General features: G+C 68.8%; 13 protein-coding genes. All 13 read left to right on the top strand.

Translation table 11 applies throughout. The features are described from left to right. Positions 1 to 23: 23 nt before the first annotated feature. Positions 24 to 869, top strand: coding sequence for a peptide chain release factor N(5)-glutamine methyltransferase (gene prmC, locus ACFY16_RS08125; protein ID WP_351144737.1), 846 nt, complete (start codon positions 24 to 26; stop codon positions 867 to 869). Between the two features lie 53 nt (positions 870 to 922). Next, entirely contained in the window at positions 923 to 1,570 is a 648-nt protein-coding gene (locus tag ACFY16_RS08120; protein WP_351144738.1) for an L-threonylcarbamoyladenylate synthase, read from the top strand. Continuing rightward, positions 1,567 to 2,235, top strand: coding sequence for a protein-tyrosine-phosphatase (locus tag ACFY16_RS08115; protein WP_390646281.1), 669 nt, complete (start codon positions 1,567 to 1,569; stop codon positions 2,233 to 2,235). Before ACFY16_RS08120 ends, ACFY16_RS08115 begins: the two co-directional genes overlap by 4 nt. 78 nt (positions 2,236 to 2,313) lie before the next feature. After that, positions 2,314 to 3,552 carry a serine hydroxymethyltransferase gene (glyA, locus tag ACFY16_RS08110; protein ID WP_390646280.1) on the top strand — a complete coding sequence of 413 codons (1,239 nt, stop codon included), beginning with the start codon at positions 2,314 to 2,316 and terminating at the stop codon, positions 3,550 to 3,552. A 129-nt stretch (positions 3,553 to 3,681) separates the two neighbouring features. Beyond that, complete coding sequence (locus ACFY16_RS08105; protein WP_390646279.1) at positions 3,682 to 5,013, top strand: MraY family glycosyltransferase; 1,332 nt, start codon at positions 3,682 to 3,684, stop codon at positions 5,011 to 5,013. 303 nt (positions 5,014 to 5,316) lie between these two features. Then, a complete protein-coding gene (locus tag ACFY16_RS08100) occupies positions 5,317 to 5,775 on the top strand; it encodes a hypothetical protein (RefSeq protein WP_351144742.1) in 459 nt (152 codons plus the stop codon). 210 nt (positions 5,776 to 5,985) lie between these two features. Beyond that, the gene (gene atpB / locus ACFY16_RS08095; protein WP_390646278.1) at positions 5,986 to 6,819 is read left to right on the top strand and encodes a F0F1 ATP synthase subunit A; all 834 of its coding nucleotides are present in this window, start codon (positions 5,986 to 5,988) and stop codon (positions 6,817 to 6,819) included. A gap of 73 nt (positions 6,820 to 6,892) precedes the next feature. Then, the gene (atpE, locus tag ACFY16_RS08090) at positions 6,893 to 7,123 is read left to right on the top strand and encodes an ATP synthase F0 subunit C (RefSeq protein WP_006381669.1); all 231 of its coding nucleotides are present in this window, start codon (positions 6,893 to 6,895) and stop codon (positions 7,121 to 7,123) included. 42 nt (positions 7,124 to 7,165) lie between these two features. After that, a complete protein-coding gene (locus ACFY16_RS08085) occupies positions 7,166 to 7,714 on the top strand; it encodes a F0F1 ATP synthase subunit B (protein WP_390646277.1) in 549 nt (182 codons plus the stop codon). Continuing rightward, positions 7,711 to 8,532 carry a F0F1 ATP synthase subunit delta gene (locus ACFY16_RS08080; protein ID WP_390646276.1) on the top strand — a complete coding sequence of 274 codons (822 nt, stop codon included), beginning with the start codon at positions 7,711 to 7,713 and terminating at the stop codon, positions 8,530 to 8,532. The genes ACFY16_RS08085 and ACFY16_RS08080 overlap by 4 nt, the downstream gene beginning before the upstream one ends. A gap of 142 nt (positions 8,533 to 8,674) precedes the next feature. Next, positions 8,675 to 10,267, top strand: coding sequence for a F0F1 ATP synthase subunit alpha (atpA, locus tag ACFY16_RS08075; protein WP_390646275.1), 1,593 nt, complete (start codon positions 8,675 to 8,677; stop codon positions 10,265 to 10,267). A gap of 21 nt (positions 10,268 to 10,288) precedes the next feature. Further along, the gene (locus ACFY16_RS08070; protein ID WP_390646274.1) at positions 10,289 to 11,206 is read left to right on the top strand and encodes a F0F1 ATP synthase subunit gamma; all 918 of its coding nucleotides are present in this window, start codon (positions 10,289 to 10,291) and stop codon (positions 11,204 to 11,206) included. Further along, entirely contained in the window at positions 11,206 to 12,642 is a 1,437-nt protein-coding gene (gene atpD / locus ACFY16_RS08065) for a F0F1 ATP synthase subunit beta (protein WP_390646273.1), read from the top strand. The genes ACFY16_RS08070 and atpD overlap by 1 nt, the downstream gene beginning before the upstream one ends. Positions 12,643 to 12,798: the final 156 nt, after the last annotated feature.

Genomic DNA, 12,798 nt, shown 5'->3' with positions numbered 1-12,798 from the left:
CGAGTACGACACGGAGGACTTGCGTGAACCTGCTGCTCGCAGAGGTGGCCCAGGCCACCCAGCGGCTGGCCGACGCCGGCGTGCCCTCGCCGCGCAACGACGCGGAGGAGCTCGCCGCGTTCGTGCACGGCGTGAAGCGGGGCGCGCTGCACTCCGTGAAGGACGCGGACTTCGACGCCCGCTACTGGGAGGTCATCGCGCGCCGTGAGCAGCGCGAGCCGCTCCAGCACATCACCGGCCGGGCCTTCTTCCGGTACCTGGAGCTCCAGGTCGGCCCCGGCGTCTTCGTGCCGCGCCCCGAGACGGAGTCCGTGGTCGGCTGGGCCATAGACGCCGTACGCGCCATGGACGTGGTCGAGCCGCTGATCGTCGACCTGTGCACCGGCTCGGGCGCCATCGCGCTCGCGCTCGCCCAGGAGGTGCCGCGCTCCCGCGTGCACGCCGTGGAGCTGTCCGAGGACGCCCTCCAGTGGACCCGCAAGAACGTGGAGGGGTCCAGGGTCGACCTGCGTCAGGGCAACGCCCTGGACGCCTTCCACGACCTCGACGGCCAGGTCGACCTCGTCATCTCCAACCCGCCGTACATCCCGCTGACCGAATGGGAGTACGTCGCTCCCGAGGCGCGGGACTACGATCCCGAACTCGCCCTGTTCTCCGGCGAGGACGGACTCGAACTCATCCGCGGTCTGGAACGCACCGCGCACCGGCTGCTGCGTCCCGGCGGCGTCGTCGTCGTGGAGCACGCCGACACCCAGGGCGGCCAGGTGCCGTGGATCTTCACCGAGGAGAAGGGCTGGGCCGACGCGGCCGACCACCCCGACCTCAACAACCGGCCCCGGTTCGCCACCGCCCGCAAGGCGCTGCCGTGAGCAGCGCGCCCCAGACTTCAGTCCAGCAGTACGTGTACGAGGAGGCCCGCTAGATGGCACGGCGATACGACACCAACGACGCGACCGACCGCGTGACCGGTCTGCGCGAGGCCGCGTCCGCCGTCCGCCGTGGCGAGCTCGTGGTGCTGCCGACGGACACGGTGTACGGCATCGGCGCCGACGCGTTCTCCTCGGAGGCCGTCGCCGACCTCCTCGACGCCAAGGGCCGGGGCCGCAACATGCCCACGCCCGTCCTCATCGGCTCCCCGAACACCCTGCACGGCCTCGTCACGGACTTCTCCGAGCTGGCCTGGGAGCTGGTCGACGCCTTCTGGCCGGGCGCGCTCACGCTCGTCGCCAAGCACCAGCCGTCGCTCCAGTGGGACCTGGGGGACACCCGTGGCACCGTCGCCGTGCGCATGCCGCTGCACCCGGTCGCCATCGAGCTGCTGACGGAGGTCGGCCCGATGGCGGTCTCCTCCGCGAACCTGACCGGCCACCCGGCCCCCGAGAACTGTGACGCCGCGCAGGAGATGCTCGGCGACTCCGTCTCCGTCTACCTGGACGGCGGCCCGACCCCCGGCAACGTGCCGTCCTCGATCGTCGACGTCACCCGCGAGGTGCCGCTGCTGCTGCGCGCGGGCGCGATCTCCGCGGAGGAGCTGCGGAAGGTCGTACCCGACCTCGAGGTGGCGAATTGACGGCCCCTGACGCGGGGCGTGGCATAGGCAACGGGGAAGTGACGGGCACCTTCGGGTTTCCGCGCGACAGCTTCCGCATCCTCCACGTCAGCACCGGCAACGTGTGCCGCTCGCCCATCACCGAGCGGCTGACCCGCCATTTCGTGGTGGACCGGCTCGGCGGCCTGCTGAGCAGTGGGCTCATCGTGGAGAGCGCGGGCACCTGGGGCCACGAAGGCGCGCCCATGGAGGCCAACGCGGAGACCGTGCTGGCCGACTTCGGCGCGGACGCCTCCGGCTTCGTCGGGCGGGAGCTCCTCGACGAGCACGTCATCATGGCCGACCTGGTCCTGACGGCGACCCGCGACCACCGCGCCCAGGTCATCTCCATGGGCCATTCGGCGGGCCTGCGCACCTTCACGCTGAAGGAGTTCACCCGCCTGGTCCGGGCGATCGACCCGGCGACGCTGCCTCCGCTGGAGGACGGCGTGGTCGACCGTGCGCGCGCCCTGGTGCGGGCGGCCGCCGCGCTACGCGGCTGGCTGCTGGCGCCGACGGCCGAGGCGGACGAGGTGTACGACCCGTACGGGGCCCCGTTGCCGTTCTTCCGGTCCATCGGGGACGAGATACACGAGGCGCTGGATCCGGTGGTGACGGCGCTCACCGGGGTACCGGCGCGGACCTGACGGCGGCAACACCGGGCGCCCCCGACCTCTCCGGCCTACATTGGACGTACGTCAGCGTCGACGCGTCCGGAGTTCATCATGGCGGTCACCCCCACCCTCGAGGCCGATGTCCTGCGCCGGCAGGACCCCGAGCTGGCGGACATCCTGCTCGCCGAGCGGGAACGGCAGGCGACCTCGTTGCAGCTGATCGCCGCCGAGAACTTCACCTCGCCCGCCGTGCTGGCCGCGCTCGGGTCAGCGCTCGCGAACAAGTACGCCGAGGGGTATCCGGGGGCCCGCCACCACGGCGGGTGCGAGATCGTCGACGTCGCCGAGCGGATCGCCGTGGACCGGGCGAAGGCGCTGTTCGGGGCCCAGCACGCCAACGTGCAGGCGCATTCCGGATCGTCCGCGGTGCTCGCCGCGTACGCGGTGCTGCTGCGACCCGGCGACACCGTCCTCGCCCTCGGGCTGCCGTACGGCGGTCACCTCACGCACGGCTCGCCGGTGAACTTCTCCGGGCGCTGGTTCGACTTCATCGGGTACGGCGTCGACGCCGAGAGCGGGCTCATCGACTACGACCAGGTGCGCACCCTGGCCCACACCCACCGGCCCAAGGCGATCGTGTGCGGCTCCATCGCCTACCCCCGGCACCTCGACTACGCCTACTTCCGGGCCGTGGCCGACGAGGTCGGCGCCTATCTCATCGCCGACGCCGCCCATCCCATCGGGCTCGTCGCCGGGGGAGCGGCGCCCAGTCCGGTGCCGTACGCCGACATCGTGTGCGCCACCACGCACAAGGTGCTGCGCGGGCCCCGCGGCGGCATGATCCTGTGCGGCTCGGAGCTCGCCGAACGCGTGGACCGGGCGGTCTTCCCGTTCACGCAGGGCGGCGCGCAGATGCACACCATCGCCGCCAAGGCCGTGGCGTTCGGCGAGGCGGCGACGCCGGCCTTCACCGTGTACGCCCATCAGGTGGTCGCCAACGCGAGGGTCCTGGCGGCCGGGCTGGCGGCGGAGGGCATGGTCGTGACCACCGGCGGGACCGACACCCACCTCATCACGGCCGATCCGGCGCCGCTCGACGTCGACGGACGTACCGCGCGCGGGCGGCTCGCGGCGGCCGGGGTGGTCCTGGACTGCTGTGCGCTGCCGCACGGCGACGCCCGTGGCCTGCGCCTCGGCACGGCCGCGGTGACCACGCAGGGCATGCGGGAGCAGGAGATGGCGAGGATCGCCACGCTGCTCGCGGGCGTGCTGCGGGGCGAGATCGAGGGCGTCCGGGCCCGGGAGGAGGTGCGCGAGCTGGCCCGGGCATTTCCGCCGTATCCCGGCTGAACGGGGGTAGGCGCAGAGGGGTGCACAGGCACACGTGCAACCATCGTCGTTACCCGGAAGTCCCCAACCATATGCGTCGCTCGCTAGGGTGTGGGGCTGAGATGGCCAGCGAGACCTGTGGGGAAGCCTGTGCGTGAATACCTGCTGACGCTCTGCATCACGGCCGCGGTGACGTATCTGCTGACAGGGCCGGTACGGAAGTTCGCGATCGTGGCCGGAGCGATGCCGGAGATCAGGGCCCGTGACGTGCACCGGGAACCCACTCCGCGGCTCGGCGGGATCGCCATGTTCTTCGGCCTGTGCGCGGGCCTGCTGGTAGCGGACCACCTCACCAACCTCAACGAGGTGTTCGAGAAGTCGAACGAGCCGCGGGCGTTGCTCTCCGGAGCGGCGCTGATCTGGCTGATCGGTGTCCTGGACGACAAGTTCGAGATCGACGCCCTGATCAAGCTGGGCGGCCAGATGATCGCCGCCGGCGTCATGGTCATGCAGGGTCTGACGATCCTGTGGCTGCCGATCCCGGGTGTCGGCAACGTGGCGCTGACCCAGTGGCAGGGCACCCTGCTGACGGTGGCGCTCGTCGTCATCACCATCAACGCCGTGAACTTCGTCGACGGCCTCGACGGCCTGGCCTCCGGCATGGTGTGCATCGCGGCCACGGCGTTCTTCCTGTACGCCTACCGGATCTGGTACTCGTACGGCATCGAGGCCGCCGCCCCGGCCACACTCTTCTCGGCGATCCTGATGGGCATGTGCATCGGCTTCCTGCCGCACAACATGCACCCGGCGCGGATCTTCATGGGCGACTCCGGCTCGATGCTCATCGGCCTGGTGCTGGCGGCGGGCGCGATCTCCATCACGGGGCAGGTCGACCCCGACGCGCTGCAGCTGTACGTCCACTCCGAGAAGGCGGCCGTGCACCAGACGGTGCCCGTCTACATTCCGCTGCTGCTGCCGCTGACGATCATCGCGGTGCCGGCCGCCGACCTGGTGCTGGCGATCGTGCGGCGCACCTGGCGCGGACAGTCGCCGTTCGCCGCGGACCGCGGGCATCTGCACCACCGGCTCCTGGAGATCGGGCACTCGCACAGCCGGGCGGTGCTGATCATGTACTTCTGGTCGGCGCTGATCGCGTTCGGCGCACTCGGCTACTCCGTGAACTCGGCGTCCATGTGGATCGTCCTGGGCATCGTGATCCTCAGCGCGATCGGCCTCCTGCTGCTCCTGCTGCCGCGCTTCACGCCACGCGCCCCCCGCTGGGCCGAGCACTTCGTGCCGCCGCGCTACCGGCGCCGCAAGGGCCTCGCCGCGGCGGAGGCGGAGCAGGCGGCGGCCTACGAGGCGGAGGCGGCCGCCGAGGAGGAACAGCGCACCCCGGTCGCGGCCGGAGTGTCCGGTATGTCTGGGGTTTCAGGGGTCAACGGGGCGACCGCCATCGGCTCCCGATCGCGCCTCCGTTGACGGCTCAAGGTAAGAATCTGACTAGAGCATTGCCAAGTCGTGGGAGTGCAAACCGCTCCAATACCAGACAAATTGGCAGCGTTTTTGCACAGACGCGCACTGTCACTCTCATGTGTGACAGCAAGCACACCAACCAGGTAAAGACCTCATCAAATAGTTTGTGATACGGTTCACGAGAACCCGGGATAGAGCCGAAGGACCGTAGTACGAGGGTCCATTGGCGTGAGGTCACCGACACTCGGCCCGGGGCTACGCTCGTCCATGACGACACCCCTGCCCCCCTTTGAAAGCGGAGTTGCCGCCATGCCGTCCAACGACGTCCGGATCCTGGCTCAGGCTGCCGTGCCCACGGCTGCCGTCGGCGCGATTGCCGCCGTCGTCAGCGGCGTGGTCGCGGGCGGCAAGGGTGCGGTCGGGGCGATCGTCGCGACGCTGATCGTGATCCTCTTCATGGGAATCGGGCTCTACGTTCTGCAGCGCACTGCCAAATCGCTTCCGCACCTGTTCCAGGCGATGGGACTGATGCTCTACGCGGCGCAGATCCTGCTGCTGTTCATCTTCGTCGCCGCTTTCAAGCACACGACGCTGTTCAACCCCAGGGCCTTCGCGCTCACGCTCGTCGCCGGCACCCTCACCTGGATCGCCGCGCAGACGCGTGCCCACATGAAGTCCAAGATCCTCTACGTCGAACCCGATTCGACCTCCTCCTCGACCGGTTCCTCGAAGGGCGACAAGCCCGGAAACTCGGGGCACTCGTCGTGAGGGGTAGGGCCGGGATAAAGCCGCATGAGAGATCCTGCTATCGTCCGGTGCCAACTGCGGCATCGCGGGCGCGGGCATCTGAGCTGACGCCTGCTCAATCGCGAGGCGAGATGCCCCTCAGCCGCCCCCACATCCGTAACACCAGTCCCGTGCCGAACCGCGGCCCTGCGCCGCGCCGACACAACGAGGTTGCCGTACCTATGCGCCACGATGAAGGAGCCCGCGGTGAGTGCTGACCCGACGCAGACGCTCGCTTTCGACACGAGCTGTCACCTGTTCGACGGGTGCGGCTTCCCGGCTCCGGGCCTGCACTCGTTCATGTTCGAGCCGCTCTGGGGCGACACCGACGGCCTGTACTTCAACAAGCCGATGCTGCTGGCACTGCTCGGTTCCATCATCGTGGTGGGCTTCTTCTGGGCCGCGTTCGCCAAGCCGAAGCTCGTCCCGGGCAAGCTCCAGATGATCGCCGAGGCGGGTTACGACTTCGTCCGCACCGGTGTCGTGTACCAGACGATCGGCAAGCGCGAGGGCGAGAAGTTCGTCCCGCTCGCCGTCTCCCTGTTCTTCTTCATCTGGATGATGAACCTCTGGTCGATCGTCCCGGTCGCCTCCTTCCCGGTGACCTCGATCATCGCCTACCCGGCGGTGCTCGCTGCGATCGTCTACATCACCTGGGTCTCCCTGACGTTCAAGCGCCACGGCTTCGTCGGCTTCTTCAAGAACGTCACCGGGTACGACAAGTCGCTCGGCGCGGTGCTGCCGCTGTCGATGACCATCGAGTTCTTCTCGAACCTGATCGTCCGCCCGTTCACGCACGCGGTGCGACTCTTCGCGAACATGTTCGCCGGTCACACCCTGCTGCTGCTCTTCACGATCGCCAGCTGGTACATGCTGAACGGCATCGGCATCGCGTACTCGGCCGTCTCGTTCGTGATGGTCATCGTGATGACCGCCTTCGAGCTCTTCATCCAGGCCGTTCAGGCGTACGTCTTCGTCCTCCTGACCTGCACCTTCATCCAGGGCGCGCTCGCCGAGCACCACTGAGCAGGCCCCCCTCACCCAAGAGACATCCGGTGGCCAACCCCCACCGGTCACTGAAAGAGAAGGAAGAACCGGCATGTCCGCTCTCCAGACCCTTGCTGCGGTCGAAGGCAACCTCGGCTCCATCGGTTACGGCCTCGCCGCGATCGGCCCGGGCGTCGGCGTCGGCATCATCTTCGGTAACGGCACCCAGGCCCTGGCCCGCCAGCCCGAGGCGGCCGGTCTGATCCGCGCCAACCAGATCCTCGGCTTCGCTTTCTGTGAGGCGCTGGCCCTCATCGGCCTCGTCATGCCGTTCGTCTACTAAGACGAACGACAGCGACAGCCCCATTCGACGAAAGGCACTGATGTGAACCCCCTGGTTCAGCTGGCGGCCGAGGCGGAGAAGGAGAACCCCCTCATTCCGCCGTGGCCGGAGCTCGTCATCGGCCTGATCGCCTTCGTCATCGTCTTCGGCTTCCTCGCCAAGAAGCTCCTCCCGACCATCAACAAGGTCCTGGAAGAGCGTCGCGAGGCCATCGAGGGCGGTATCGAGAAGGCCGAGGCCGCACAGACCGAGGCCCAGAGCGTCCTTGAGCAGTACAAGGCCCAGCTCGCCGAGGCCCGCCACGAGGCCGCGCGGCTGCGCCAGGAGGCGCAGGAGCAGGGCGCCTCGCTCATCGCCGAGATGCGTGCGGAAGGCCAGCGACAGCGCGAGGAGATCGTCGTCGCCGGTCACGCCCAGATCGAGGCCGACCGCAAGGCCGCCGCGGCCGCGCTGCGGCAGGACGTCGGCAAGCTCGCCACCGAGCTGGCCGGCAAGCTCGTCGGTGAGTCCCTCGACGACCACGCCCGCCAGAGCCGTGTGATCGACCGCTTCCTCGACGAGCTCGAGGAGAAGGCCGAGGCGGCTCGATGACAGCACACGGAGCGAGCCGCGAGGCGTTCGCAGCTGCCCGTGAGCGTCTCGACGCGCTGACGGACTCCACGTCCGTGGACCCGGCCCAGCTCGCCGACGAGCTGGCCGCCGTCACCGCGCTGCTCGACCGCGAGGCCTCGCTGCGTCGGGTCCTCACCGACCCGGCGCAGGCCGGTGAGGCCAAGGCCGAGCTGGTGCAGCGGCTGCTCGGCAGCCAGGTCAGCGGCACGACCGCCGACCTGGTGGCCGGCACGGTGCGCTCCCGCTGGTCGCAGCCCCGCGACCTGGTGGACGCGCTGGAGGAGCTGGCGAACGTCGCCGACCTCACCGCCGCGGAGAAGTCGGGCACGCTCGACGACGTCGAGGACGAGCTGTTCCGGTTCGGCCGGATCGTCTCCTCGAGCACCGAGCTGCGCGCCGCGCTGACCGACCGCACGGCCGGCGACTCGTCCAAGACCGAGCTGCTGCACCGGCTGCTCGGCGGCCGGGCGAAGCCGACCACCGAGCGTCTGGTGACGCGCCTTGTGACCGCGCCGCGGGGACGTAGCCTGGAAGCGGGACTCGAGTCCCTGTCCAAGCTCGCCGCCGAGCGCCGGGACCGCGCGGTCGCCGTCGTCACGTCGGCGGTACCGCTGAGCGATGCGCAGAAGCAGCGCCTGGGCGCCGCCCTCGCGAAGCTCTACGGCCGCAAGATGCACCTGAACCTCGACGTGGACCCCGAGGTCCTCGGCGGGCTGCGGGTGCAGGTCGGCGACGAGGTCATCAACGGCTCCCTCGCGGACCGCATCGAGGACGCCGGCCGCCGACTGGCGAGCTAGCAGCCCCGCCGCAACTCAATACGCAGTACGTAAGCAATTACGGCCCTGGTTGGGCCGTGCAGAGGATTCACCTCTTTCAGGGGGGAGTCCCCATCCCCCCAAAGTGAAACTTCGGGCCCAACAAGGAGAGCAGGGAACCCAGATGGCGGAGCTCACGATCCGGCCGGAGGAGATCCGGGACGCGCTGGAGAACTTCGTCCAGTCGTACAAGCCGGACGCGGCCTCGCGCGAGGAGGTCGGTACGGTCACCCTTGCCGGCGACGGCATCGCGAAGGTCGAGGGTCTGCCCTCGGCCATGGCCAACGAACTGCTGAAGTTCGAGGACGGCACCCTCGGCCTCGCGCTCAACCTGGAAGAGCGCGAGATCGGCGCCATCGTCCTCGGCGAGTTCAGCGGCATCGAGGAGGGCCAGCCGGTGCAGCGCACCGGTGAGGTGCTGTCCGTCGCCGTCGGCGAGGGCTACCTCGGCCGTGTCGTCGACCCGCTCGGCAACCCGATCGACGGCCTCGGCGAGATCGAGACCAGCGGTCGTCGCGCCCTCGAGCTGCAGGCTCCGGGCGTCATGGTCCGCAAGTCGGTGCACGAGCCGATGGAGACGGGCTACAAGGCCGTCGACGCGATGACCCCGATCGGCCGTGGCCAGCGTCAGCTGGTCATCGGTGACCGCCAGACCGGCAAGACCGCCCTGGCCGTCGACACGATCATCAACCAGCGCGACAACTGGCGCACCGGCGACCCCAAGAAGCAGGTCCGCTGCATCTACGTCGCCGTCGGTCAGAAGGGCTCCACCATCGCCTCCGTGCGTGGTGCGCTCGAAGAGGCCGGCGCGCTGGAGTACACGACCATCGTCGCCGCCCCGGCGTCCGACCCGGCCGGCTTCAAGTACCTGGCGCCGTACACCGGCTCGGCCATCGGCCAGCAGTGGATGTACGAGGGCAAGCACGTCCTCATCATCTTCGACGACCTCTCGAAGCAGGCCGACGCCTACCGTGCCGTGTCGCTGCTGCTGCGCCGCCCGCCGGGCCGCGAGGCCTACCCCGGTGACGTCTTCTACCTGCACTCCCGCCTGCTGGAGCGCTGCGCGAAGCTCTCCGACGACATGGGCGCGGGTTCGATGACGGGTCTGCCGATCGTCGAGACCAAGGCGAACGACGTGTCGGCGTTCATCCCGACCAACGTCATCTCCATCACCGACGGCCAGTGCTTCCTGGAGTCGGACCTGTTCAACGCCGGTCAGCGCCCCGCGCTGAACGTCGGTATCTCCGTCTCCCGAGTCGGTGGTTCCGCACAGCACAAGGCGATGCGCCAGGTCTCCGGCCGTCTGCGCGTGGACCTCGCCCAGTTCCGTGAGCTGGAGGCGTTCGCCGCCTTCGGTTCCGACCTGGACGCCGCGTCGAAGGCGCAGCTGGAGCGCGGTCAGCGCATGGTCGAGCTGCTCAAGCAGGCTCAGTACCAGCCGATGGCCACCGAGGACCAGGTCGTCTCCATCTGGGCCGGCACCACCGGCAAGATGGACGACGTGCCGGTCGCCGACATCCGTCGCTTCGAGAAGGAGCTCCTGGAGTACCTGCACCGCAAGGAGCAGGGCCTCATGACCTCCATCAAGGAGGGCGCGAAGATGTCGGACGACACGCTCCAGGCCGTGGCCGAGGCGATCGCGGACTTCAAGAAGCAGTTCGAGACCTCCGACGGCAAGCTGCTCGGCGAGGACGTCCCGGCCGCTGCCGCCAAGTGACGTAAGGAAGGGACCTGACTCATGGGAGCCCAGCTCCGGGTCTACAAGCGTCGCATCCGATCCGTCACCGCGACCAAGAAGATCACCAAGGCGATGGAGATGATCGCCGCCTCGCGCGTCGTCAAGGCGCAGCGCAAGGTGGCGGCCTCCACGCCCTACGCGACCGAGCTCACGCGCGCGGTCACGGCGGTCGGTACCGGTTCGAACACCAGGCACCCACTGACCACGGAGGCGGAGACGTCGACCCGTTCCGCGGTGCTGCTCCTCACGAGCGACCGCGGACTGGCCGGCGCCTTCAACTCCAACGCCATCAAGGCGGCGGAGCAGCTGACCGAGCGTCTTGAGGCCGAGGGCAAGGAGGTCGACACGTACATCGTCGGCCGCCGTGGTCTGGCCCACTACAACTTCCGCGAGCGCAAGGTCGTGGAGTCGTGGTCGGGCTTCACCGACGAGCCCACGTACGCGGACGCCAAGAAGGTCGCGGCTCCGCTGATCGAGGCCATCGAGAAGGAGACGGCGGACGGCGGCGTGGACGAGCTCCACATCGTCTTCACCGAGTTCGTCTCGATGATGACGCAGACGGCGGTCGACGGCCGCCTGCTGCCCCTGCGCCTCGAAGAGGTGGCGGAGGAGTCGCACACCAAGGGCGAGATCCTTCCGCTGTACGACTTCGAGCCGTCGGCGGAGGACGTCCTCGACGCCCTGCTGCCGCGCTACGTCGAGAGCCGTATCTACAACGCGCTGCTCCAGTCGGCTGCCTCCAAGCACGCCGCCACGCGCCGCGCGATGAAGTCGGCCACCGACAACGCGGGCGAGCTGATCAACACGCTCTCCCGCCTTGCCAACGCGGCCCGCCAGGCCGAAATCACCCAGGAAATCAGCGAGATCGTCGGTGGCGCGAGCGCCCTGGCCGACGCGACCGCGGGGAGTGACAGGTAATGACGACGACAGTTGAGACGGCCGTTGCCACGGGCCGCGTCGCCCGGGTCATCGGCCCGGTCGTCGACGTGGAGTTCCCCGTCGACGCGATGCCGGACATCTACAACGCCCTTCACGTCGAGGTGGCCGACCCGGCCAACGCCGGCGAGAAGAAGATCCTGACCCTGGAGGTCGCCCAGCACCTGGGTGACGGCCTGGTCCGCACGATCTCCATGCAGCCGACCGACGGTCTGGTCCGCCAGGCCCCGGTCACCGACACGGGCGAGGGCATCACCGTCCCCGTCGGCGACTTCACCAAGGGCAAGGTGTTCAACACCCTCGGTGACGTGCTGAACTCCGACGAGACCTACGACGGCGAGCGCTGGTCCATCCACCGCAAGGCCCCGCGTTTCGACGAGCTCGAGTCGAAGACCGAGATGTTCGAGACCGGCGTCAAGGTCATCGACCTTCTCACCCCGTACGTCAAGGGTGGAAAGATCGGTCTGTTCGGCGGTGCCGGCGTCGGCAAGACGGTGCTCATCCAGGAGATGATCTACCGCGTCGCCAACAACCACGACGGTGTCTCCGTGTTCGCCGGTGTCGGTGAGCGCACCCGTGAGGGCAACGACCTCATCGAGGAGATGTCGGACTCGGGCGTCATCGACAAGACCGCGCTGGTCTTCGGTCAGATGGACGAGCCGCCGGGCACCCGTCTGCGCGTGGCCCTCGCGGGTCTGACGATGGCGGAGTACTTCCGCGACGTCCAGAAGCAGGACGTGCTGTTCTTCATCGACAACATCTTCCGCTTCACCCAGGCCGGTTCCGAGGTGTCGACCCTGCTCGGCCGTATGCCCTCCGCGGTGGGCTACCAGCCGAACCTGGCCGACGAGATGGGTCTCCTCCAGGAGCGCATCACCTCGACCCGTGGTCACTCGATCACCTCGATGCAGGCGATCTACGTCCCCGCGGACGACCTGACCGACCCGGCCCCGGCCACCACGTTCGCCCACCTCGACGCGACGACGGTTCTGTCCCGTCCGATCTCCGAGAAGGGCATCTACCCGGCCGTGGACCCGCTGGACTCCACGTCCCGCATCCTGGACCCGCGCTACATCGCGCAGGACCACTACGACGCCGCCATGCGCGTCAAGACGGTCCTGCAGAAGTACAAGGACCTCCAGGACATCATCGCGATCCTCGGTATCGACGAGCTCGGCGAGGAGGACAAGCTCGTCGTCCACCGTGCCCGTCGCGTGGAGCGCTTCCTGTCCCAGAACACCCACGTCGCCAAGCAGTTCACCGGCGTCGACGGGTCGGACGTCCCGCTGGACGAGTCGATCGCGGCCTTCAACGCGATCATCGACGGCGAGTACGACCACTTCCCGGAGCAGGCGTTCTTCATGTGCGGTGGCATTGAGGACCTCAAGGCCAACGCCAAGGAGCTGGGCGTCTCCTGAGCCTCGCGCTCTTGACGAGGGGGCGGGCACGTCCCGTCCCCTCTGTCACGCCCACGCTGCATCGCCTGGGGGCGACCCCCAGACCCCCGGCAGTGTTCCGGGGCGGGCCTCGGCACCTTGGTGCTCGGCGCCCTACTAGACTTGTTAGTGACACCC

Source organism: Streptomyces sp. NPDC001315 (genome assembly GCF_042896175.1).
In the GTDB taxonomy this organism is placed as follows: domain Bacteria; phylum Actinomycetota; class Actinomycetes; order Streptomycetales; family Streptomycetaceae; genus Streptomyces.
The sequence above is the reverse complement of the archived record's forward strand: the minus strand, read 5'-3'. Positions and strand labels throughout refer to the sequence as shown.